The sequence below is a fragment of the Arthrobacter sp. 10T413_2 genome (assembly GCF_056394205.1).
In genome coordinates, this window is sequence record NZ_JBFTHK010000023.1 from 15,777 (window position 1) to 39,364 (window position 23,588).

Genomic DNA, 23,588 nt, shown 5'->3' on the forward strand with positions numbered 1-23,588 from the left:
GGACAGTCCTCAGGAGTGCAGTGCGGTGGCGAACCAGCCGCTGATGGTGGCCGGGTGGGTGATGGCGGTTCCGACGACGACGGCGTACGCGCCGGCGTCGAGCGCCTGGCGGGCCTGGTCCGGGGTGTGGATGCGGCCTTCGGCGATGAGCGGCTTCCCGAGGCCGGCGGCGGCGATCTGCTCCAGCAGTTCGAGGTCGGGGCCGTGGGTTTTCGGGCGTTGACCGTCGTAACCGGCCAGCGTGGTGCCGATCAGGTCCGCGCCGGCGTCGACGGCGGCTGCGGCGTCATCGTAGGAGGCGCAGTCCGCCATGACGAGGGCGTGGGAGCCGGCGTGGATCCCGGCCACGGTGGCGGCCAGGCTTAGTCCGTCCGGGCGGTGCCGGCGGGTGCCGTCGATCGCCACTACGTGGGCGCCGGCGTTGGCCACGGCGAGGGCATGCCGCAGCGTCGGGGTAATGAAGACGCCGTCGTGGCCGTCCTTCCAAAGCCCGATGACCGGGACCTCGACGGCGGCGCGGGTGTGCTGGACGTCGGCCAGCCCCTGGACCCGGACGGCCGCGGCACCGCCGATGACGGCCGAAGCCGCCATCTGCGCAGTGGTGCGGGGATCCCGCATCGGCTCGCCGGGGTAGGCCTGGCAGGAAACGATGAGCTGGAAGCGGAGGGATTCGAGGCCCTCGGGGGTCAGGATCATGGTGCCTGGTTTCTGTGTTTCTCGGTGGTCCGGTGTGAGCGGACGGGAACGGTCAGTTGAAGACTAGCTGTGCGGCACCGACGATGGCTGCGGAGTTTTCCAGCGAGGCCCGGAGCACCGGCACGTGGACCAGCGGGTCCAGCAGTTCCCGGCGCAGGGCGGCTTTCATGGGATGCCACCAGAGGTCACCGGCGTCGGCCAGTCCGCCGGAGATCACCAGGACTTCGGGGTCCAGGACGTTGGCCAGGCCCCCGGCCGCCTGGCCGGCGGCCTTGGCGGCGGTGCGGACAGCGTGGCGGGCCGCAGGGTCGCCGTCGTGCGCCAGCGCGAACACCGCCCGGGTGTCCGGGACGGCGGGGGATCCGCCCAGGCGCAGGAACGCCGCATGGATGGCCGGACCGGAGGCCGCGGCCTCCACGTGACCTTCACCGCCGCAGGAACAGGGCAGTGCGCCGCCGTCGGCATACGCGTAAGGGGAGGCGATGTGCCCGACGTGACCGCCGACGTACCGGTGGCCGAGGACCGGCCGGCCGCCGAGCACCAGGCTGGCGCCTACGCCGGTTCCGAAGGCGATCAGCAGCGAGCTCGCCGTCCCGGCCGCCGCCCCTCGCCAGGCCTCGCCGAGAGCGTGGGCATGGACGTCGTTGACCGCACGGACCGCACCCGGGGGGACCCCCAACCGCCGGGCCAGGCCTTCCGTCAGCGCGGTCCCGGCCCAGCCGTGGATGGCGTCCGTTGCCGAGACCACCACACCCCGCCCGGCGTCGATCACGCCCGCCGAGCCGACGCCCACTCCCGTGATGGAGAGACCATCCGCCGCCGCCCGCAGCCTGAGCCCGGTTACCAGAGCCGCGGTGGCGTCCAGGACAGCCTCGCCGCCGGCGCGGCTGAGCGTCGGAGTGGTCTCCGAGAACAGCAGTTCGCCGTCCGCGGAGACCACCCCGGCCGCCGTCTTGGTGCCGCCCAGGTCAATCCCGATAGCGTGCGCCATGTTCCTCCTCAGTCCTGTGTCCGTGCGGGCGTGGCGGCCGGTGCCTAGACCAGGCCGTTGCGTTCGAGGATGACCTTGATGGCGGTGGTCTCGTCCTCGTTCAGGGACGGCATGGGCGTGCTCATGGTGTTGGACTCGATGATGCCCATGAGCTGGAGAGCGGTCTTGAAGGCGCCGAGGCCGGCCGCGCCGCCGGAGACCCGGCCGTTGGGGGTGTAAACGATCTCGAAGAGGTCGGCGAGGCGGTCCTGCTCGGCGGCGGCCTTGGCCCAGTCGCCGGCGGCCGCGGCATCCATGAGGTTCCGGTAGCCGCGGGGGTCCACGTTGCCCAGGCCCGGGACGACGCCCTGTGCTCCGCCGAGGAGGGCGCCGTCCACTACGACCTCGTGGCCGGTGAAGATGTCGAAGTTGGGGATGTCGTGGGCTGCCAGCAAGAGTTGGCGGAAGCCGACGTCGTCACCGGAAGAGTCCTTGACGCCGGCGATCACGCCGTCCCGGCCGAGCCGCACCAGCAGGTCCGTGGGGAGTTTGAAGTGGGTGCGGACCGGGACGTCGTAGGCGAAGATCGGCGTGCTGACGGCGTCATGGATGGTACGGAAGTGGGTTTCCGTCTCCTCCGCGTTGCCGATCGCGTAGTACATCGAGGTCACGACGATCGCGTCGGCGCCGAGGTCGATCACCTTCCGGGCCTCCTCGATGACGCGGTTGGTGGTCTGCTCGTTGGCGCCGACGATCAGCGGCACGCTCGCTGCGCCAGCAGCAGCATTCTCGGCCGCGATGGTGCTGACGACGAGTTCGCGCTCGGCGTTGCTCAGGTAGGGGACTTCGCCGGAGGAGCCCAGGACGAAGAGGCCGGACACGCCGCCGTCGATCAGGTGCCGCGTGAGGTTCTTCAGCGAATCGGTGTCGATGCTGCCGTCGGCGTGGCGGGGGGTGACGACCGGGGGAATGACGCCCTGGAATTGGGTAGGCACAGGTAACTCCAATGATGGTTTGTTGAAACGGGGAAAAGGGGAAGGAATCAGGGGTGCAGCAGGCTGGGCGCGGCGCCGAGCAGTTTCTTGGTGTAGTCGTTGCTCGGGTTGTCGAAGACCTGTCCGGCGGGGCCCTCTTCCACGATCTCGCCGAAGTACATGACGCAGATCCGGTCCGAGACATAGCGGACGGTCTGGATGTCGTGGGAGATGAAGACCATGCCGAGGTTCAGTTGGGTCTTCAGATCCGAGAGCAGGTTCAGCACCTGTGCCCGCACGGAGACGTCCAGCGCTGAGGTCGGCTCGTCCGCCACGATGATGTCCGGATCCAGAGCCAGGGCCCGGGCGATGGCCACGCGCTGGCGCTGGCCGCCGGAGACCTGCGAGGGTGTGACCTCGGCGGCGGAATACGGCAGTCCGACGAGGGCCAGGAGGTCCTTGACCTTTGCCGCCCGGGTGGCCGCGGTGCCGATCCCGTGGATCTGGAGGGGGTCTGTGAGGATGTCCTGGATGGTCATCCGGGGGTTCAGTGCCGTCGACGGGTCCTGGAAGACCACCGACACGGCGCGGCCGAATTCCCTGCGCAGGGCGGCGTTGCGCTTGATGGCGGGCTTGCCGTGGAACAGCACCTCACCCGAGGTGGGCGCCTGCAGCCCCACCAGAACGGAGGCCAGGGTGGACTTGCCGCAACCGGATTCGCCCACGATCCCCACGGTCTCGCCGCGGCTGATGGTGAAGTCCACCCCGTCGACGGCCTTGACGACGTTGGGGCGGAACAGGCCGCCGGTACGGGCCCGGTGGTGGACCTTGACGTTCTTCAGTTCAATCACGGGCTTGCCGGTTGATGTGCTCACTTGGCGTCCTCCTTGAGGTGGCTGGCCCAGTAGTGGTCGCTGTCTTCGTGAACGGGCGTCAGGACGAGCCGCTGGTCCGGGTCGGCGTCGGGCCGCAGTGAGCGGGCGGCGAACCGGTCGCCGGCGGCGAAGTCCCGGGGCGAGGGCACGGTACCGGGGATCTGGTGCAACCGCTCGGCGTCGGCCTCGATGGAGAGTACGGCGCCGAGAAGTCCGCGGGTGTATTCGTGCTGGCGGTTTTGCAGCAGCGCGGATGCCTGCGCGGATTCCACCACCTGCCCGGCATACATCACGGTGATGCGGTGCGCGAGCGAGGCCACCAGCGCGAGGTCGTGGCTGACGAACACCATGGCGAAGCCCAGCTGCTCGCGCAACTCGTTGAGCAGTTCCACGACCTGCTGCTGCACGGTCACGTCCAGCGCCGTGGTGGGCTCGTCCGCGACGACGATCCGCGGCGAGCGGGACAGGGCCATGGCGATCAGGACGCGCTGGCGCTGGCCGCCCGAGAGCTCGTGCGGGTAGCTCGCGAGCGTGCGGACGGGATCGAGCTTGACCAGTTCCAGGAGTTCGGCGGGGGTCTTGCGGCCGCCGCGGCGGGTGAGCTGCTGCAGCTGGTCCTTGATCTTCATCGAGGGGTTGAGCGAGCTCAGCGCGTCCTGGTAGACCATGGCGATCTGCTGGCCGCGCAGGCCCTCGTAGGCCTTGTCACTGCTGTTGCCGGTGGCTGGATCCAGCAGCTCCTTGCCGTCGAAGGTGATGGAGCCTGAGATCCTGGCCGTCTTGGGCAGCAGGCCCATGATGGCCAGCGAGGTGATGGACTTGCCGCAGCCGGATTCGCCGACCAGGCCCATGGTTTCGCCCTCGCGGACGCTGAAGGAGACGTTGTCCACGATTGCGGTGTCGCCGAAGCGGCCGGGGAAGCGGATGGACAGGTTCTTGACCTCCAGGACGGTGCGGGCCGCATCCGGGACCTGGGGGAGGCGGTCCGTGCGGGCGGCCTCGACGGCGGTCAGCAGGTTCAGTTCCCTGTCCAGTACGCCGTCCAGCAGGCCGCCCAACAGGGCATGGTCCACGTTCTGTCCCTGCGGAAAACCGGCCTCGGGGACCGCGTCGCCGGCAGCGTCGCGGACGCCGTCGAGCTCATGCTGCTCCGCCACGGAGCCTTGGGCCACGGACGTGCCGATCTCGGCGTCGACGGCGGCGACGGGGGAGGAGAAGCCGTCGTCGTCCTTCACGACGGGAGCCTTGCGGAGCTTCGGGTTGACCATGGCATCGGTGAGCCCCTCGGCCAGGATGTTGAGGGCGAGGACCGTGAGCAGGATGGTCAGGCCGGCGAAGGTGGTGGCCCACCAGCCGCCTGAGAGGACGAGGTTGCGGCCGTAGGAGATCACGTTGCCCCACGACGGTGCGGGGTCCTGGACGCCGGCGCCAAGGAAGGACAGCGAGGCTTCCAGGATGATCGCGTCCGCGACCATCACCGTGGCGAACACCAGGACCGGGGCCGCGGTGTTGCGGACGATGTGCTTGAGCAGGATGTACCAGCGGCCGGCGCCGATCACCCGGGCGGCCCGCACATAGTCTTCGCCGTACTGGGAGAGCACGTTGGCGCGCACCACCCGGGCGAGCTGGGGCGTGTAGATCACGGCGATGGCCACGATGATGGTGGGCACGGTGTTGCCGAAGACGGCCAGCAGCACGGCGGCCAGGGCGATGCCGGGGAAGGCCATGAGGATGTCCATGAGGCGCATGATGCCCTCGTTGACCCCCTTGCTGGAGGTCGCGGCGAGGGAGCCGAGCAGGGCGCCGGAGAGGACGGCCAGCGAGACCGCGCCGAGGCCGATCATCAGGGAAGACTGGGCACCGTACAGCAGACGCGAGAAGATGTCGCGGCCCAGTCGGTCGGTACCGAACAAGTTTTCCCCGCCGGGCGGGGTCGCCGGAATGAAGGATTCCAGCGGATCGTGCGGGGCGATGACGGGTGCGAAGACGGCGGCAAGAGTGATGACCACCAGGAAGACGAGGGCGAGCCGGGAGCTCCACGGGAGGGCCTTGAAGCGGACTCCCGGGGCGCTGAGGCGTTCAGCGAGTTTGCTGCGCATGGGTCAGACCGTCCTGATTCGGGGGTTGATGAGCAGGTACAGAAGGTCGACGGCGATGTTCACCAGCACGAAGGTGACGGAGATGGTCAGGACCACGCCCTGCACCAGGTTGACGTCGAGGTTGGTGATGCCGTTGAGGATCAGCTGGCCCATGCCGGGCAGGGCAAAGATCATTTCGATGACGACGGCGCCGCCCAGGAGGTAGCCGATCCGCAGCCCCAGCACAGTCACCGGGGTGACCAGGGCGTTGCGGAGCACGTTCCGCGAAACGACCTCCCAGTAGGGGACGCCGTTGCCGACGGCGGTGCGGACGTAGTCGCGGTCCAGTTCCTCGACCATCGAGGTGCGGACCACGCGGATCAGCGAGGCCGCGACCGGAATGCCGAGGGCCAGGGCCGGGAGCGTCATCGAGTTCAGCCACCCGCCGAAGCCCGATTCCGGCGCCGCGATGCCGCCGGAGGGGAAGGCGGGGTCGGTGCCGAGCGCGAACCACTGGATGAGCAGGATGCCGAGCCAGAACGACGGCGTTGCGACTGCGGCGATCGAGAAGACCCGGACCATCTGGTCCGGCCACTTGTCCCGGTACAGTGCGCCGGCGATCCCGAGCGGCAGGGACACCACGACGGCGATCAGCACGCCGAGGAAGGTCAGCTGAAGGGTCAGGGGGAAGGCCGCCGCGATCATGGCCGCCACTGATTTCGCCGGCGGCGTGGTGACGCCGAGGTCGAACTGGAGCAGCTTGCCCAGGAACCGGAAATACTGCAGGACCAGGGGATCATTGAGCCCGTTGCTCTGGCGGTACTGTTCCTTGGCTTCCTCGCTGGCTCCGTCGCCGAGGGCGCTGCTCGCCTGGTCACCGGGGGCGGCCTGCAGGACAAGGAACACCAGCAGGGTAATCCCCAGGATCATTAGGGGCAGCGCCGCAAGCCTGCGGCCCAGCAGGCGCAATATTGTGACCAATGTTGTCTCCGGAATTCGTGGAAGGTTGTCCCGGCCTCAGCCGGCACGGGTGGCAAAACATGCCGGTCCGGACGGGTGGGGGACCCGTCCGGACCGGCGGTGGGGGAGGAATCAGGCGGTGCGGCCGACGCCGACGAAGCCGACACCCGTGGTGGGCAGCGGCTTGAAGCCGCTGAGCTTCCTGGCATCCCAGGCGCTGGGAAGCTGGCGGTGGAAGACCGGGTAGAGCGGGAGCTCTTCGGACACCAGATCCACAATATCGCCGGTCAATTTCTTCGCATCTGCCGGGGCTGACTGACCGGCCTTTGCCATGAGGTCAACGAGCCTCGCGCGTTCCGGCGTGGCGGCCCAGTAGGCCCGGCCCTTCATCCAGGTGTCGCCGGCGTAGAACCAGCTCAGCAGCAGATCGGCGTCGTTTCCGAAGACGGAGGGATCGCCCGGGGCGGCGACGACCGAGAAATCGGCCTTGCCCACCCGGTCCGTGTACAACGCGCCGGACTGGAGGTTCTTCAGCGTGACCTTGACGCCGGGGATCTTGTTCCAGGATTCGAGCATCAGCGGGGCCACATCCTTGACCCATGCCGTGTCGGTGGTCAGGAGCTCGAATTCCAGGTTGGTGACGCCGGCCTGCTTCAGCAGGTCCGCGGCCTTCTGGGGGTCGTAGCCGTAGACGTTCTTGGCCTTGACGTAGTCCGGGTGACCTTCCTGGAAGTAGGAGCTGGAGGCTTTGGCGTTGCCGAACAGGGCCTTCTTGATGATGGAGTCCTTGTCCAGGCCGTAGTGCAGGGCCTGGCGGACCAGCTTGTTGTCGAACGGGGCCTTGGCGCAGTTGAACATCAGGAACAGCATGCCGAAGGACTGGACGGATTCGACCGTAGCCTTGGACTTCAGCCCCTCGATGTCCAGGTACGGGACGTCCTCGATCGCCTGTACGCGGCCGGACTGCATCGCCGTGACGCGGGCGGCGGCGTCGGAGAGCAGCAGCCAGGTCATGCCCTTGGCGAGGGCGGGCATCGGACCGTTGTAGTCGGGGTTCGCCTCGAACACGATCTTGTCGTCCTTGACGGCGGAGATCAGTTTGTACGGGCCGGAGCCGACGGGCTTGGCATCGAACGCCTTGAGCTGGTCGGAGCCGAGCGGGAAGTTGGCGAGTGCCTTGGGCACGATCTTGACGACCGAAATGCGCGAGGGGAAGGCCGGGAAGGCATACTTCAGCGAGAACTCGACAGTCTTTGCGTCAAGCGCCTTGACGTCCTTGATGAACGGGATGAACTGCGAGAACAGCGACTTGTTGGCCGGGTCCATGACGCGGGTGAAGGAGAAGACGACGTCCTCGGCGGTGACCGGGGTGCCGTTGTGGAACTTGGCGGCGTCGCGCAGGGTCGCCTGGTACGTGGTGGGGTTGACCATTTTGGGGTCGGCGGCGGCGAGGGCGTTGTACGGCTCGCGGGTGGCGGGGTGGAGTTCCACCAGGCCCTCGTAGACGTGCAGGTTGGCCGCCAGCGGAGTTGCCCCGGAGCTGGACAGCGGGTCAAAGCCGGTGGACAGGGCGTAGGAGATGCCTGCCTCGATGATGAGGTCCTTGTTGATCGGAGCGGTGTTGGCTGCCGCTCCCGCCGTCGTGCTGGCGGCCCCGCCGCACGCAGACAGGGAAGTGGTGAAAGCCGCGGCCACGCCCAGCGCGCCCGACAGCTTGAGGAAGCTCCGGCGGCTGGCGTCATTGACCAGCGGCAAGTTCTTTGTTGTCTTGCTCATAAATTGCCTCACCATTCGAGTATATTTATCGGATGTAGGACGTCCGATGCTTGTAGGGAAAACTGTAAGGGCCATCACACCGGCCCGTCAAGCGGTGACGGATGCGACTGCGGGAAGGCCCGGGAGAGAGCCTCCGGCTGGGCCGTGACGTCGCCTTGCTGTGAGTTCCGGAGCCGGACCCGGTCCGCGTTTCCAACCAAAGGAGAGAATCATGTCACTGATCGTCGGCGCCTATCCCGCCCAGCCGGAGGGCTTCACACAAAGGCAGTTTTTCGAAGCGATAGCGCAGATCCCGGCTATCCGCGGCCTTGAGGTTCCCTACCGGGCAACCGGCGGCGATCCCTGGCCGGCCGGAGCTCCCGCCGGGTGGTCGGCCGTGGTCACGGCGATTCCGGGAACCATGCAAAGGGTGGGCCTGGACCGGCACTTCGGACTCGCGTCGGTGGACCCGGAGGGGCGGCGGGCGGCCGTTGACTTCACGGCGGGGGTCAGGGAGTACGTCACCGTGCTGCGGGATCAAGGACATCCGGTGGAGGCGGTGGCGCTGCACTCAGCGCCGCCGTGGCGGGGCGCGGCGCCGGCCTTCGCGGAGTCCCTGGCGGAGATCCTCGACTGGGACTGGTCCGGCACGTCCCTCGTGGTGGAACACTGCGACGCTCCCCGGCAGGGGCGGGATCCCGAAAAGGGGTTCCTGTCCATCCAGGCGGAGATCGACGTCGTCCGTTCGCTCAAAGACCGGGGGTACGGGATTGGCATGCTCGTGAACTGGGCGCGGTCCGTTATCGAGACCCGGCAGAGCCGCACGGCAGCGGAGCACATCGCCTATGCCCGCGATGCGGGGGTTCTCAGCGGCCTGATGTTCTCCGGCTGCTCCGGCGAAGCGACGGAATTCGGCTATCCCTGGATTGATGCCCACCTCCCTGCCGTCGAGGTCGAGGGAGCACCGGTAAGTTCGTTGCTCAACGCCCGGGAAATCGCCCGGTGCCTGAGCGCCGCCGGCGAACTGCCGATCACGGGCTTCAAGGTCGGGCTCCCGCAGGACGCCGTGTCGGCCGAGGAACGCGCGTCGTTGCTGCGCCAGATGTGCGCGCTGATGGCGGCGAACGTCCCGGCCGTTCCTGACCTGCCCCGCACCGCCTGATCTGCCCCCGCACGCGAGGGGGCAGGCCAGGCGGGCACCGGGCGGCCGCGCACCGGGACCCGGCGCGGCACTGAATTTAGCGCAGGATTTAGCGCAGGACGACTGTCCGGTTGCCCTGGAGGAAGACGCGCCCCTCGCAGTGCCAGCGGACGGCATTGGAGAGTGCCTTGCACTCGGTATCGCGTCCGGCAGCCACGAGTTCGTCGGGCCCGTAGGTGTGATCCACTTCCACGACCTGCTGGGCGATGATCGGCCCTTCGTCCAGCTCCGCGTTGACGTAGTGGGCGGTGGCGCCGACTGTCTTCACACCCCGGGCGTGCGCCTGGTGGTAGGGCTTCGCGCCCTTGAAGCTGGGAAGGAAGGAGTGATGGATGTTGATGGCGCGGCCATCCAGCCGGCGCGTGAGGTTGTCGCTGAGGACCTGCATGTAACGGGCCAGCACCACGAGCTCGACGTCCAGGCCGTCCACCAGTTTCAAGAGTTCGTCCTCGGCCACCGCCTTGGTCTCCGCCGTGACGGGAATGTGGGAAAAAGGGATCCCGTGCCATTCCACGATGCCCCGGTGGTCCGGATGGTTCGAGGCGACACCGACGATGTCGATGGGCAGCTCGCCGATGCGGGCCCGGAACAGCAGATCGTTGAGGCAGTGCTCGAATTTCGAGACCATGATCAGGACCCGCCGCTTGGTCCCCTGCCCGCGCAACTCCCAGTGCATGCCGAATTTTTCGGCTACCGGCACGAAAGCGTCGCTCAGCGACTCCAGGGTGGCCGGTTCCCCGGCCGAGGCAAAATGGATCCGCATGAAGAAGTGGTCGTCCGGCTGCGAATCGAATTGCTTGCTTTCCAGGATGTCGCAGCCCTGTTCCAGCAGGAATCCCGACACGGCGTGGACGATGCCGCGCGTTTCCGGGCAATCGAGTGTCAGAACGTATTCAGGCGGGCTGCTATTTGATGTATCCACGGTTCAGCACTCCACGACGTTCACGGCGAGGCCTCCGCGGGAGGTCTCCTTGTACTTGGTTTTCATGTCCGCTCCTGTTTCACGCATGGTCTTTATCGCCTTATCCAGCGAGACTTTGTGGCTGCCGTCGCCGTGGAGGCACAGGCGGGCGGCGTTGATGGCTTTGACACTGGCGATGGCGTTGCGTTCGATGCAGGGGATCTGCACCAGCCCGCCGACGGGATCGCAGGTCAGGCCAAGGTTGTGTTCGATCCCCACTTCGGCGGCGTTTTCCACCTGTTCCGGGGTGCCGCCCAGCACTTCGCACAATCCCGCCGCCGCCATGGAACACGCCGATCCCACTTCACCCTGGCAGCCGACCTCTGCCCCGGAGATCGAGGCGTTGATCTTGAACAGGATCCCGACGGCGGCCGCCGCCAGGAGGAAGCGGATGACGCCGTCGTCGTCGGCTCCGGGGACGAACTTGACGTAATAGTGCAGCACGGCCGGCACGATTCCGGCGGCGCCGTTGGTGGGGGCCGTGACGATCCTGCCGCCCGCGGCGTTTTCCTCGTTGACGGCCAGGGCGAACAGGTTCACCCATTCCATGGCGAGCAGCGGGTCGGCGGGCACCTGAGCCAGTGACGGGGTCCGGGCGTCTGTCTCGGCGCTGACGGCGGTAGCCGCCAGCGTCCGGAACAGGGACGGGGCACGCCGCTTGACGTTCAGCCCGCCGGGCAGGATTCCCTCGGCAGCGCAGCCGTTGTCCACGCATTGGCGCATGACCGCCCACAGCGCCAGGAGCTTCTCCCGGAGCTCGGCCTCGCTGCGCCAGACGAGTTCGTTGGCGAGCATGACGTCGGAGATGGACATGTGCTCGCGCCGGCAGATCTCCAGCAGCTCGTCGGCCGTGCTGAAGGGGTAGGGCAGCACGGTGTCGTCGGCCACCACCTGGTCGGCGCCCTGGGCGGTGCCGTCAACGACGAAACCGCCGCCGATTGAGTAGTAGCTGCGTTCCTTCAGCACTGCCCCGGAGTGGTCCAGCGCCCGGAAGGTCATGCCGTTGGGGTGGGCCGGCAGCGACTTGCGGCGGTGCAGGACCACGTCCTCGTCCCAGTTGAAGTCCACCCGGTGGTCCCCGCCGATCCGCAGTTCCGCATCCAGGGCCGCGGCCGCCACCTGGTCATCGGCAGTGCCGGTGTCCACGGTCTCCGGGTCCTGGCCCTGCAGGCCCAGGACCACGGCCTTGTCCGAACCGTGCCCCCGGCCTGTGGCACCGAGCGAACCGAACAGTTCGGCCTGCACCCGCGTCGTCGAGCTCAGGTGCCCGTCGCTTTTCAGTCCGTCGGCAAAGCGCTTGGCCGCCCGCATCGGGCCGACCGTGTGGGAGGAGGACGGCCCGATGCCAACAGAAAACAGGTCCAGGACGCTGAGCGCCATCAGGGGACCTCAGGAGTCGCAAATTCGCGCATGGCGTCCAGGAGCCAGCGGCCCAGGAACTCCGCAAAGGACGCCCGCGGGAAGATCCGGTAGGTCTCCTCCCCGGTCTTCCACAGAATGGCGGGGATGCCGCCGATTTCCGTGGATAGGGCCGTCCCGGCCTTCAGGACGCGCGGGTGCAGGTCCAGGGCGCAGCCCTTTTCCAGCACGGCCCGCGCCCGCGGACCGGAGAGCTCGAGCGTGGTGCGGTTGGCGGAGAGATCCACCACCTGGCCTTCGCCGTCGCCCAGTGCTTCGATGAGCGTCCGGGGGAGCTCGCCGCCCAGGCTTGCGTGGGATTCGGCGGGCGCCACGAGCAGGAATTCTGCCGGACCCAGCCACAGCACCGCGGTGTCGCCGCTGTTGCGGACCTGCCCGGAAGCGGCCGGCAGGCCGCCGGTGAGGGCGCCCAGCCGCTGCCCGGCATCGCCGGCAGGATTGACCCGCAGCCCCGCCATGGTCAGGAACGGCACCTCGCGCAGCTCCACGACACCCGCAACGGATCCCGCTTCAAAAGCTGCGGCGAGGAGCGCTGCCGGACTCTTCCGGAGGGTCTGGATCTTCTTGGAATTTTCGAGTGCTGCTGTGTCAGCCATCTTTGCGGGTCCCTTCAGAGTCAAAAAGTACGGTTTCTGCGACGACAACGTCCACGAGTTCGTCTCCGGCGGCAGCCACCAGGGTTTCGCCGATGCGGTTGCGGCCGTTCTTGATCAGGGCCAGGGCAAACGATCGGCCCAGCGCGGCGCTGTGGTAGCTCGAGGTCACGAACCCCTCCATGGGGACGGGGCCGTAGGCAGGGTTGACGGTGATGCCCTGCTCCACGAGCTGGGTGCCTTCGGGGAGCCGGATGGTGCCGTCCACGGGAAGGACGCTGACCAGGTGTTTCCGGTCGGTGCGGGCGGCGTCCGTGCGGGTGTACGAGCGCTTGCCGATGAAGTCCTTGACCTTGGAGACCACCCATTCCATGCCGGCGTCCTGCGGGGTCACGGTCCCGTCGGTGTCCTGGCCGACGATCGGGTAGCCCTTCTCGGCACGCAGGACGTGCATGGTTTCGGTGCCGTACGGGGTGATGTTGAACTCCGCACCGGCCGCTGCCACGGCTTCCCAGGTGCTCAGCCCGTACCAGGACGGGACGTTGATTTCGTAGGCCAGTTCACCGGAGAACGAGATCCGGCAGATCCGGGCCCGGACGCCGGAGGCGAGAGTGGTTTCTTTGAAGGTCATGAACGGGAAGGCCTCGGCCTCCAGGCCGCCGTCGGCCGCCAGTTCCGGTGCCAGCTTCGCCACGACGGCGCGGGATTTCGGACCGACGACGGCGATCGTGGACCACTGCTCCGTGACCGAGGTGCAGTGCACGTCCAGTTCCGGCCATTCGGTCTGCAGCCATTCCTCCAGCCAGTCCAGCACCTTGGCAGCGCCGCCGGTGGTGGTGGTCATGAAGAAGCGGTCCTCGTCCAGGCGCAAGGTGACGCCGTCGTCGAAGATCATCCCGTCCGGGGTGCACATGACGCCGTAGCGGGCCGAGCCCGGGGCGAGCTTCTTGAACGCGTTGGTGTAGATGCGGTTCAGGAACTCGCCCGCGTCCTTGCCGCGGATCTCGATCTTGCCCAGCGTGGTGGCGTCCATGAAACCCACGGACTCCCGGACGGCCGCGCATTCGCGCAGGACCGCGGTGTCCATGTCCTCGCCATCCTGCGGGTAGTACCACGGCCGCTTCCACTGCCCGACGTCCTCGAAGAGCGCTCCCTGGGCGACATGCCAGGGGTGGATGGAGGTCAGGCGGGCGGGGTCGAAGAGTTCGCCGCGCTGGCGGCCGGCCAGGGCCGCGAACGCCACGGGGGTGAACGGGGCGCGGTACGCGGTGGTGCCGATTTCCCCAATACCCGCCGTTTCCCCGCCGCCGTGCTTCAGCGCAGCGGCGATGACGCCGATCGCGTTCACTCCGGAGGTCTTGCCTTGGTCGTTGGCGGTGCTGATCGAGGTGTAGCGCTTCACGTGTTCCACCGAACGCATGCCGGCCCCGGTGGAGCGCAGGACGTCGGCCACCGACTGGTCGCGCTGGAAGTCGACGAAGTGGTGGTGCCAGTCCTCCGGGCCGCCCTGCTGCCCGGGAACCAGCCAGAGCTGGCGGGTCGGGGCGGACGCGCGCGGCGCCGCAGGGGCGACGGGTTCGACGGCGGAGCTGAAGCCGGCGGCGATGCCGGCCGCGGCACCGGCGGAGATGCCCTCGGCCACGCAGTCCTCGAGATCGAAGCTGCCGCGGCCGGAGCCGGCCACCTGCTGGTCGGGAACCACGCTGTTGGGGACGAAGGCCGCGAGGTCCTCGTCCCAGCGGAGTTTGCCCTGGCGCTGGGAGTGCAGGTGCACCACCGGTGACCAGCCGCCGGAGACGGCGAGCAGATCGCATGCAAGCTGTTCGACGCCCGAGGTGAGCTCGCCGGCGTCGTTGATGCTCCGGATGGTCACTCCGAGGAGGCGTTCCTGTCCGGTGGTGTTGGCGACGGCGCTGCCGATCAGCACCCGTGTTCCGGCGGCGGCGGCTGCCGCGGCGGTTTCGCTCAGCTGCGGACGGGCATCGACGACGGCCTCGACCTTGATGCCGGCGGCGCGGAGGTCCGCGGCCAGGGCGTAGGCGCTGTCGTTGGTGGTGCTGATGACCACCCGGGATCCGGCGGCGACGGCGTAGCGGTTGAGGTAGCTGCGGACCGCGGAGGCGAGCATGATGCCGGGGCGGTCGTTGTTTTCAAAGACCAGGGGTCGTTCGTGGGCGCCCGGAGCCAGGATGACCTGGGCGGCGCGGATGTGCCAGATCCGCTGGCGGGACACGCCGGGCGCGGCCGGGGTCAGGAGGTGGTCCGTCCGGTTCTGGGCCGCGATGACGTAGTTGGAGTCGTAGGAGCCGAAGGCCGTGGTGCGGTTCAGCACGGTGCACTCGGCCGCGGAGATCAGTTCGGCTTCAACATTGGCCACCCATTCCAGGGCGGGCTGGCCTTCGATGGTGTCCGTCAGGGCCGGGTCGGTGGATCCGGACAGCAGCGATCCGCCGAGTTCGGGCTGGTCGTCGATCAGGATGACCCGGGCGCCGGAGCGGACGGCTTCGCGTGCCGCGGCGAGGCCCGCCGGGCCGCCGCCGACCACGAGGACGTCCGTGTGGACGTACTTCTTGTCGTATTCGGCGTGGTCCTCGGCCGGGTCCAGCTTGCCGAGGCCGCTAAGCAGTTCGGCGTTGAGCCCGTCCACGAGGGACACCGTGGTGGCGGGGAGCATGGATTCGGCCACGTGGCCCGGGAACCGGGCGGCGATCTTGACCAGGGCGTTGGATTCCTCGACGCCGGCGGACATGATGCCGCGGGGCCGGTCCTCGTAGAGGGAGTTGCCTGTCCGGTGCCGGCCGTTGGCCAGGAGGGCGGAGGCGAGGGTGTCGCCGGGGTGGCCGGTGTACGCCCGGCCGTCCAGGGTGAAGTGCCAGGTGACGCTGCGGTCGATGCGTCCGCCGGTGCCAAGACGCGCGGGCTGCGGCTGAGCGGTCATTTGAGTGTTCCTTCCGGGGAAGCGGGGATGACGGTGGGGGCTGTGGGCCCGGCGGCTGGGTTTTCCTTGTCAGGGCGCATTTGGCCCATCGGGTACACGGCCTGGATGTCGTAGGTGACGGTGTCGCGGAGCATGTTGAACCACTGCCGGCAGCCGGTGCTGTGCTGCCAGCGCTCGGCGAAAGCGCCCTTCGTGTTGTCGCGGTAGAACAGGTACTCGGCCCATTCGCGGTCGGTGAGATCTGCCGGGTTTTCGGGGTAGGGCACGTGGGCCTGGCCGCCGTAGTGGAATTCGGTCTCATCCCGGGGGCCGCAGTTGGGGCAGGAAATCAGGAGCATGTCCGTACCTCTTTCTAGTGGGCCACGGCGGCGGCGCCGTGTTCATCGATCAGGGCGCCGGTTTCGAAGCGCTCGAGGGCAAAGGGCTTGTTCAGTTGGTGCGGTGTTCCGGTGGCGATGGTGTGCGCGAAGGTCAGCCCGGCGGCCGGAGTGCCCTTGAAGCCGCCGGTTCCCCAGCCGCAGTTGACGAACATGTTCTCCACCGGGGTGGTGCCCACGATCGGGGAGGCATCCATGGTGGTGTCGACTATCCCGCCCCAGGTCCGGAGCACGTGGGCCCGAGCGAAGATCGGGAAGAGTTCGACGGCGGCGGCCATCTGGTGTTCGATCACGTGGAAGGAGCCGCGCTGGCCGTAGCCGTTGTAGGAGTCCACACCGGCACCCATGACGAGCTCGCCCTTGTGTGCCTGGGAGACGTAGACGTGCACGTGGTTCGACATGACCACGGTGGGGTGGACTGGTTCGTGGAGTTCGGAGACGAGCGCCTGGAGCGGGTGGGACTGGATGGGGAGCCGGAATCCGGCCATTTCCGCCAGCACCGAGCTGTGTCCTGCGGCGCAGAGACCGACCTTTTCGGTGTGGATGGTGCCGCGGTTGGTCTTGACGCCCACCACCCGGTTCCCGTCCTTGAGGAAGCCCGTGACCTCGCAGTTCTGGATGATGTCGACGCCGAGCTCGTCGCATTTGCGGGCGAACGCCCACGCGACGTGGTCGTGCTTGGCGATGCCGGCGCGCGGCTGGTAGGTGGCACCCATGACCGGGTAGCGGATGTTGTCGTTGATGTTCAGGATGGGGCAGAGTTCCTTGACCTGCTGCGGATCCAGCCACTCGGCGTCGACGCCGTTGAGCTTGTTGGCCCCGACCCGGCGGATGCTTTCGCGGACGTCGCCCAGGGTGTGGGCCAGGTTCATGACCCCGCGCTGGCTGAATAGGAAGTCGTACTCGAGTTCTTCCGGCAGGATTTCCCAGAGCTTCAGGGCGTGCTCGTAGATCGCCGCGCTCTCGTCCCAGAGGTAGTTGGAGCGGATGATGGTGGTGTTCCGGGCCATGTTGCCGCCGGCGAGCCAGCCCTTTTCCAGGATGGCGATGTTGGTCATGCCATGGTTCTTGGCCAGGTAGTACGCCGTGGCCAGTCCGTGGCCGCCGCCGCCCACAATCACGGCGTCGTAGGAGGACTTGGGTTCCGGATTGCGCCAGAGGAAGTCCGGGTGCTCCGGAAGGTGTTCGGTGGTCATTGTGCTGCTCCAATCAGTTCTGCTTCAAGCCCGGTTGCCGCTGCGCTGGTGCCAAGGTGCGGGTAGAGGGGGAATTTTGCGGCCAGGGCGCTGACGCGCCCGCGCAGTTCGACGACGGTTTCGTCGCTGAGTTCGTTCTCGGGGGCCTGCGCGGTCAGGGCGGAGGCGATAATGTCCGCCACTTCGGTGAACTCCGCGGCACCGAAGCCGCGGGTGGCCAGGGCGGGTGTGCCGATCCGCAGCCCGGAGGAGACCATCGGCGGGCGGGGGTCGAACGGGACGGCGTTGCGGTTGACGGTGATGCCGATCCGGTGCAGCCGGTCCTCGGCCTGCTGTCCGTCCAGTTCCGAGTGCCGCAGGTCCACCAGGACCAGGTGCACATCGGTGCCGCCGTTGACCACCGAGATCCCGGCGGCCGCGACGTCGTCCTTCAGGAGCCGGGAGGCGAGAATCCTGGCCCCTTCGAGCGTGCGGTTCTGGCGTTCCTTGAACCCGGCGGACGCCGCGATCTTGAAGGCCACGGCCTTGGCCGCGATCACGTGTTCCAGCGGGCCGCCCTGCTGGCCGGGGAACACGGCGCTGTTGATCTTGCGCGCATACTCCTCCTTGCTCAGGATGACCCCGCCGCGCGGGCCGCCGAGGGTCTTGTGCGTGGTGGTGGTGACGACGTCGGCGTAGGGGACGGGGTTGGGGTGCAGCCCCGCGGCCACGAGGCCGGCGAAGTGCGCCATGTCGACCATCAGGTAGGCGCCCACGAGGTCGGCGATGCGCCGGAACTCCGCGAAATCCAGTTGCCGTGAGTAGGCGGACCACCCGGCAACGATCATCTTGGGCCGGTGCTCGAGCGCCAGGGCCTCGACCTCGGCCATATCGACCAGGTGGTTGTGCTCGCTCACGTGATACGGGACCACGTTGTAGAGCTTGCCGGAGAAGTTGATGCGCATGCCGTGGGTGAGGTGGCCGCCGTGGGCCAAGGCGAGTCCCATGATGGTGTCGCCCGGTTCCAGGAGGGCGAACATGGCGGCCGCATTGGCCTGGGCGCCCGAATGGGGCTGCACGTTCGCGGCTTCCGCGCCGAACAGGGCCTTCACCCGATCGATGGCGAGCTGTTCGATCACGTCCACGTGTTCGCAGCCGCCGTAGTAGCGCTTGCCCGGGTAGCCCTCGGCGTACTTGTTGGTCAGGACCGAGCCCTGTGCCTCCATCACTGCAGCGGGGGCGAAGTTCTCGGACGCAATCATCTCCAGGGTGGACTGCTGGCGTTCCAGCTCCCTTGCCACCGCCTGCTCGACCTCGGGATCGACTGCGGAAAGTCGCTCGTTCAATTGCTCAACCACGGATGCTCCTTTTGAAATACCATTGTTGCTGTGACTGATATATCAGTGTGGGGTCAATGGTATGATCGGGATCACAACAGAGTCAATAGCTGAAGCCAAGTGGAACCGGGCTTCCGCTTAGAATCCAGGAACGGAGCCGCGCCGTGAATGCACTTCCTGCCCTGCCGCCCGCAGAGGACGAGGCCATCTCCCAGGCGGAGGCCGCGTACCGGCAGCTGCGCGACAAGCTGATCATGCTTGAGATCCGGCCGGGCGAGCCCATCAATGACGGCCAGCTCGCGCTCGAGCTCGGGTTCGGCCGCACTCCGGTGCGCGAGGCGATCAAGCGCCTGGAGGTGGACCACCTGGTGGTTTCCTATCCTCGCCGGGGAACTTTTGCCACCAGCGTGGACTTCACGGAACTGGCCGACGTCTCGGAGATCCGGGAATTGCTGGAACCGCTGGCGGCGCGCCGCGCGGCCACCCGGGCCAGCGCAGCCATGCGCCGGGAGCTGCTGCACGTCGCCGACGTCATTGCGGAGCTGGACCCGAGCCCGGGGGAGTCCCGCGACCTCATGCGCTACGACCTCACCGTGCACCGGCTGATCTACCGCGCCGCCGGCAATCCCCATCTGGAAGACACGCTGATCCGCTACGACAACCTGGCCACCCGCATCTGGTGCCTGGTTCTGGACAAGGTGCCCTCAGTCAGTGGCCACATCACCGAGCACGTCGAGTTGCTCAAGGCGGTGGCCGCGGGGGAAGAGGACAAGGCGGCCGAGCTCGCCCTGCACCACGTCACGAGCTTCGAAGAGACCATCCGGAAGGTGCTCTAGGGAGTCCGTCCCGGCTGGCGCGGTGCCGGCCCCGCTGCGGCGGCCGCCGCGGCTATGTGGATGCCAAGCAACCTGCCGGACGTGCGCAGGTCGTCGCCGCCCAGAAGCGCCTGGATTTTGCTCAGCCGCTTGTGCATCGTCTGGCGTTCAATGTTCAAGAAAGCGGCCGACGCCGTCGTATTGCACCCGGAATCGAGCCAGCACAGCAGGGTGTCCAATAGGGCAGTGCCATGCTTTCGGTCCCACTCCAGCACTTCCCCCAGCGCCGACTCCACATAAGAGTCCATGAATGCCGGGTCCGCGACCGCGGCCAGGATGCGGCGCCCCAGGAGGTCCATCGCATCAGCAACCTCGCCCGCCGCGGGCGTCCCAAGCCGCATGGCTTCCTGCGCCTCGATGTAGGAGTCGTGCGCGCGGAAGTCCTCGGTCACGTTTGGTCCGAAGGCGGCACAGGTGTCCGAGCCGGCCACGGCGTCCCGCGCAGCCCGGATCAGCGCTTCGCGCGCCGCTCTTGCGCCTGTCCGCGGCAGGGCGAGCAGCACCGCGCGTTCGCCGTCCCACAAGTGGGACTTCACGTGCACTCCACGCATGTGCAGTGCACGTTCCACGGCGGAGAAATTGGCGTCCCTGCTTTCTGTGCGGAAGACGGCCACGACCGCTGCCTGGCCGGGCTGGAGCCCTGCCTGCAGCCACAGGTGCCGGATGGTTGCGGCGTCGCCGCCCTCGATCACAGACTCCAGCAGCCGCGCGTCGGCCACTTGGGCCGGGGTGGGACGGAATGCCTGCGCGAGGGCCAGTGCCAGGATGCCGGACAGGCGGTCGGCAGCGAGCTCCAGGAGCAGCGGATCATCCGACCGGGAGCGGAGCGTCAACTGTGCCGCAAGCTGTCCGCCCACCACGATCCCGGCCATGGCCCGGGAGCCCGCGTCGTCGACGGCATTGCCTGCGTGGCCCAGGAGGACTCCGTCGGGGGCCACGAGGGAGACCTCCGCTTCCAGTGCAGTGGCCAGCAGCTCGAGGATGGTGGGAAGGTGGGGACCACGGTCGGTGATCTGGCGCGCGATCTGCCGGGAGGCGTCGTCGACCACCAGGTGGGCGGCCGCCTGCTCATTGACCACCAGCCGGTTGACTGCCTCGGCGATGTCCACAAAAGGTGCCACCGAGCGCAGTTCGATCAGAGGCAGGCCGCTCCGGTCCGCCGCGGCTATCAGCAGCTCCGGCAAAGCGGCGGCCTGACCGGCGGTCTGCAACGCCAGGGCCGCGACATGCCGTGCTGAAAGGCTGCGGATGTAGTCCTCCTGCTCCTTGGGGCCCAGCGCCAGCAGCGTCTCCCCGCCGGAGAGCAGCAGTTCCCCTCCGCGCAGGAGCGGGGCAATCTCGAGCACCTCACTGGAGTGCACCCACCGGACAGCCCTCTCCAGCGTCCCGGGCACGTTGCTGCGGAGCAGCGGGTCGGCGGCAAGCATGGGCGCGGAAGCGAGTACTTCTGCAAGCGTAATCATTTGGGCTCGTTTACTAGGTGGTGTTTTGGGGCGACATTTAGTCATCTATTACACGGTCGGTATAAGCATAATGTCTCTATGTTGTGGCTTAGGTCACCCATAAGCTGGATGAACTCCCGTTCTGCATTCAACGTAGTGAATTGAGACACAGCATGAACCAAGCTCAACAAAGCTCGCACGAGGCGGCGACCGTCGAGGTTGAAGACGTCTTGCAGCCCATCCCGGAATCCGCACGGACCACCAAACTTTCCGGACAGTTCTGGATCTGGGCAGGGGCCAACGTCGCTCCCATCAACTGGATCCTCGGAGCCCTTGGCATCCAGCTCGGCCTTGGCTTGGGCGACACTCTTCTGGTGCTGATCGTCGGCAATCTCATCGGCATGGCCGGCTTCGGGTTCTTTGTTATCCTCGGCCAGCGGACCGGAGCCACCGGCATGCTGCTCGCCCGCGGTGCGTTTGGCCGCCGCGGGGCCTACCTGCCGGCCGCAATCCAGGCCACCATCGCCATCGGCTGGTCAGCGGTGAACACCTGGGTCATCCTGGACCTGATCCTTGCACTCTTCGGCATGATCGGCTGGGTCGACCCCCACGAGCGCAACATCATGGTGCGCATCATCGTCGCCGCCGTCATCATGACCGTCCAGGTGGCCATCTGCTACCGCGGATACCGTGCCATCTCCAAGTTCGAGCGGATCACCATGCCGCCCACCATCTTGGTCCTGGTCGGCATGTCGATCGTGGCCTGGACGCAGCTCGACATCAACTGGAGCTACGCCGGACCGGCCGGAGCCGTATTGGAGGGGCTGCCGCGTATCGCGGCAATGTCCTCGATCATGACCGTCATTGGCATCGGCTGGGGGATCGGGTGGTTTACCTACGCGCCGGATTACTCCCGTTTCGTCAGTCGCAAAGTCAAGCCTGCCAAGTTGTTCATGGTCAGCGTGCTTGGCCAGTTCCTGCCCGTCGTCTGGCTCGGCATCCTCGGCGCCAGCCTCGCCACCAAGAACGGACAGGCCGATCCCGGTGAGCTGATTGTCTCCAACTTCGGCAGCCTCGCCATCCCGGTCATCCTCTTGGTCATCCATGGACCAATTGCCACCAACATCATCAACCTGTACACCTTCGGCGTCGCCTTCCAGGCGCTGGACGTCAAGATTTCCCGGCGCAAGCTGTCGATCATTGTGGGGGTGCTGTCCATGTTCGCGGTCATCGGCTTCATGTTCGCCGAGGACTTCGCAATGATCCTTGACTCCTGGCTCGGCGCCATTGTGGCCTGGGTCGCCACCTGGGGTGGCATCATGGCGGTCCACTACTTCATCTTCGAGCGCCACCACAAGGACTTCTCCTACCTGTTCACGGATTCGAAGACGACCGCGCTGAAGGCGGTAAACCCGTCGGCATTCATCGCTTTCTTCGCCGGCATCCTGATGACCTGGATGTTCATGTACGGCGGAGTCCCGGCCCTGCAGGGCCCCGTCGCGACGGCCATGGGCGGCGTCGACTTCTCCTGGCTCGCCGGAACCGTCACCTCATCCGTTCTCTATTTCGCCCTCGGCTACCCGCGCTTCCGCAAGCGCATCCGGGCCGGTGTGCCCCTGGGCATCCGACTCGACCTGAAGGAAGAAGCGGTGCTGGCCGAGCACGGCGACGCTTGCGAAGACAAGCACCCGGTTCAGGAACCGGCCCGGGTCGCCTGAAAACCGGCAGCGCCAACCCTAAACTCCATCCACACGTAAAGGAATAACCAGTGACAATCTCCACCACCGCCCCTGCATCAAACATTTCCGAGCTGGAGCGTCTGAAAGTTCTGCACAACGGGCAGAAGGAAAAGCTGACGTTCTCGAACGCCGAGTTTGAGCGGCGGCTCGGCGGACTGCGCCGGATCATGGCAGAGAAGGACCTGGACGCCGTCGTCCTGACCAGCTACCACTCCATCAAGTACTACTCCGACTTCCTCTTCACGTACTTCGGCCGCTCCTACGCCATGGTGGTCACCAAGGACGACACCGTGACCGTCACGGCCAACATCGACGCGGGCATGCCGTGGCGCCGCAGCTACGGCGACAACGTGGTCTACACGGACTGGCGCCGGGACAACTACATCTTCGCCATCCAGGAAGCACTCCGCACCCGCGGCATCAACCCCCGCCGGCTCGGCGTCGAAGACGATTCGCTCCCGCTGGACAACCGCAACAAGATCCAGGCGGCCTTCGCCGGGGCCACCCTCGTGGACGTGGCACAGGCCGCCATGCGCCAGCGGATGATCAAGTCGGCCGAAGAGATCGAGGTCATCAAGCACGGTGCCCGGATCGGGGACCTGGGCGGCGAAGCCATCCGCAACGCCATCACCGCCGGCATCACCGAGTACGAGGTCGCCCTGATCGGCACCGAGGCCATGGTCCACGAAATCGCCCGGACCTTCCCGGACTCGGAAATCCGTGACACCTGGGTATGGTTCCAGTCCGGCATCAACACCGACGGCGCCCACAACTGGGCCACCACGCGGAAGATCCAGGAACACGACATCCTGTCCCTGAACTGCTTCCCGATGACCTCCGGCTACTACACCGCACTGGAGCGCACCCTGTTCTACGGCGAACCCGACGCCCGCTCCCTGGAGCTGTGGAACATCAACGTGGAAGTCCACAAGCGCGGCCTCGAACTCATCAAGCCCGGAGCCGTCTGCAAGGACATCGCCGCCGAGCTGAACGAGATCTACGTGGGCCACGGCCTGCTGGCCAACCGGACGTTCGGCTACGGCCACTCCTTCGGCGTCCTGAGCCACTACTACGGCCGGGAAGCCGGACTGGAACTCCGCGAGGACATCGACACCGTGCTGGAGCCCGGCATGGTGGTGTCCATGGAGCCCATGATCACCGTCCTGGACGGCCAGCCCGGCGCCGGCGGCTACCGTGAGCACGACATCCTGGTGGTCGGCCAG

General features: G+C 67.2%; 19 protein-coding genes. 4 read left to right on the forward strand and 15 right to left on the reverse strand.

Annotation, left to right across the window (positions count from 1 at the left end; genetic code table 11):
• Positions 1 to 9: 9 nt before the first annotated feature.
• From AC1DBQ_RS06150 to AC1DBQ_RS06180, 7 genes are all read right to left on the reverse strand, one after another.
• Entirely contained in the window at positions 10 to 696 is a 687-nt protein-coding gene (locus AC1DBQ_RS06150) for an N-acetylmannosamine-6-phosphate 2-epimerase (RefSeq protein ID WP_476927664.1), read from the reverse strand.
• A gap of 52 nt (positions 697 to 748) precedes the next feature.
• On the reverse strand, positions 749 to 1,687 hold the full coding sequence (locus tag AC1DBQ_RS06155; protein WP_476927665.1) for an ROK family protein: 939 nt from the start codon (positions 1,685 to 1,687) through the stop codon (positions 749 to 751).
• 44 nt (positions 1,688 to 1,731) lie between these two features.
• On the reverse strand, positions 1,732 to 2,661 hold the full coding sequence (locus tag AC1DBQ_RS06160; protein WP_476927666.1) for a dihydrodipicolinate synthase family protein: 930 nt from the start codon (positions 2,659 to 2,661) through the stop codon (positions 1,732 to 1,734).
• A gap of 47 nt (positions 2,662 to 2,708) precedes the next feature.
• Positions 2,709 to 3,515 (reverse strand): ATP-binding cassette domain-containing protein, encoded by an 807-nt coding sequence (locus AC1DBQ_RS06165; RefSeq protein ID WP_476927667.1) that lies wholly within the window; start codon positions 3,513 to 3,515, stop codon positions 2,709 to 2,711.
• Positions 3,512 to 5,614, reverse strand: coding sequence for a dipeptide/oligopeptide/nickel ABC transporter permease/ATP-binding protein (locus AC1DBQ_RS06170; protein WP_476927668.1), 2,103 nt, complete (start codon positions 5,612 to 5,614; stop codon positions 3,512 to 3,514). The genes AC1DBQ_RS06165 and AC1DBQ_RS06170 overlap by 4 nt, the downstream gene beginning before the upstream one ends.
• 3 nt (positions 5,615 to 5,617) lie before the next feature.
• Positions 5,618 to 6,574, reverse strand: coding sequence for an ABC transporter permease (locus tag AC1DBQ_RS06175; RefSeq protein ID WP_476927669.1), 957 nt, complete (start codon positions 6,572 to 6,574; stop codon positions 5,618 to 5,620).
• Positions 6,575 to 6,685: 111 nt separating this feature from the next.
• Positions 6,686 to 8,329 (reverse strand): ABC transporter substrate-binding protein, encoded by a 1,644-nt coding sequence (locus AC1DBQ_RS06180; protein ID WP_476927670.1) that lies wholly within the window; start codon positions 8,327 to 8,329, stop codon positions 6,686 to 6,688.
• A 211-nt stretch (positions 8,330 to 8,540) separates the two neighbouring features.
• Between AC1DBQ_RS06180 and AC1DBQ_RS06185 the strand changes: the two genes are divergently transcribed.
• The gene (locus tag AC1DBQ_RS06185) at positions 8,541 to 9,470 is read left to right on the forward strand and encodes a DUF4862 family protein (RefSeq protein WP_476927671.1); all 930 of its coding nucleotides are present in this window, start codon (positions 8,541 to 8,543) and stop codon (positions 9,468 to 9,470) included.
• 88 nt (positions 9,471 to 9,558) lie between these two features.
• On the opposite strand, the gene purU is transcribed toward AC1DBQ_RS06185, so the two are convergent.
• Genes purU through glyA form a run of 7 tightly spaced genes read right to left on the reverse strand, consistent with a single transcriptional unit; the run spans position 9,559 to position 18,330 of the window.
• Positions 9,559 to 10,431 carry a formyltetrahydrofolate deformylase gene (gene purU / locus AC1DBQ_RS06190; RefSeq protein WP_476927672.1) on the reverse strand — a complete coding sequence of 291 codons (873 nt, stop codon included), beginning with the start codon at positions 10,429 to 10,431 and terminating at the stop codon, positions 9,559 to 9,561.
• A gap of 3 nt (positions 10,432 to 10,434) precedes the next feature.
• A complete protein-coding gene (locus AC1DBQ_RS06195; protein ID WP_344365261.1) occupies positions 10,435 to 11,850 on the reverse strand; it encodes an L-serine ammonia-lyase in 1,416 nt (471 codons plus the stop codon).
• Entirely contained in the window at positions 11,850 to 12,485 is a 636-nt protein-coding gene (locus tag AC1DBQ_RS06200) for a sarcosine oxidase subunit gamma (protein WP_476927673.1), read from the reverse strand. The genes AC1DBQ_RS06195 and AC1DBQ_RS06200 overlap by 1 nt, the downstream gene beginning before the upstream one ends.
• The gene (locus AC1DBQ_RS06205) at positions 12,478 to 15,420 is read right to left on the reverse strand and encodes a sarcosine oxidase subunit alpha family protein (RefSeq protein WP_476927674.1); all 2,943 of its coding nucleotides are present in this window, start codon (positions 15,418 to 15,420) and stop codon (positions 12,478 to 12,480) included. The genes AC1DBQ_RS06200 and AC1DBQ_RS06205 overlap by 8 nt, the downstream gene beginning before the upstream one ends.
• Positions 15,417 to 15,758, reverse strand: coding sequence for a sarcosine oxidase subunit delta (locus tag AC1DBQ_RS06210; RefSeq protein ID WP_476927675.1), 342 nt, complete (start codon positions 15,756 to 15,758; stop codon positions 15,417 to 15,419). Before AC1DBQ_RS06210 ends, AC1DBQ_RS06205 begins: the two co-directional genes overlap by 4 nt.
• Before the next feature lie 14 nt (positions 15,759 to 15,772).
• Entirely contained in the window at positions 15,773 to 16,993 is a 1,221-nt protein-coding gene (locus AC1DBQ_RS06215) for a sarcosine oxidase subunit beta family protein (RefSeq protein WP_116766460.1), read from the reverse strand.
• Entirely contained in the window at positions 16,990 to 18,330 is a 1,341-nt protein-coding gene (gene glyA, locus AC1DBQ_RS06220) for a serine hydroxymethyltransferase (protein WP_476927676.1), read from the reverse strand. The genes AC1DBQ_RS06215 and glyA overlap by 4 nt, the downstream gene beginning before the upstream one ends.
• A 143-nt stretch (positions 18,331 to 18,473) precedes the next feature.
• Here glyA and AC1DBQ_RS06225 point away from each other — a divergent pair, with 143 nt between their 5' ends.
• Positions 18,474 to 19,145 (forward strand): GntR family transcriptional regulator, encoded by a 672-nt coding sequence (locus AC1DBQ_RS06225; RefSeq protein ID WP_476927677.1) that lies wholly within the window; start codon positions 18,474 to 18,476, stop codon positions 19,143 to 19,145.
• Here the strand turns inward: AC1DBQ_RS06225 and AC1DBQ_RS06230 are convergent.
• Complete coding sequence (locus tag AC1DBQ_RS06230) at positions 19,142 to 20,647, reverse strand: PucR family transcriptional regulator (RefSeq protein ID WP_476927678.1); 1,506 nt, start codon at positions 20,645 to 20,647, stop codon at positions 19,142 to 19,144. The genes AC1DBQ_RS06225 and AC1DBQ_RS06230 overlap by 4 nt on opposite strands.
• Before the next feature lie 152 nt (positions 20,648 to 20,799).
• Between AC1DBQ_RS06230 and AC1DBQ_RS06235 the strand changes: the two genes are divergently transcribed.
• Both AC1DBQ_RS06235 and AC1DBQ_RS06240 read left to right on the forward strand, forming a co-directional pair.
• Complete coding sequence (locus AC1DBQ_RS06235; RefSeq protein WP_476927679.1) at positions 20,800 to 22,344, forward strand: purine-cytosine permease family protein; 1,545 nt, start codon at positions 20,800 to 20,802, stop codon at positions 22,342 to 22,344.
• 50 nt (positions 22,345 to 22,394) lie between these two features.
• On the forward strand, positions 22,395 to 23,588 hold a 1,194-nt coding region (locus AC1DBQ_RS06240), incomplete at its 3' end, for an aminopeptidase P family protein (protein WP_476927680.1).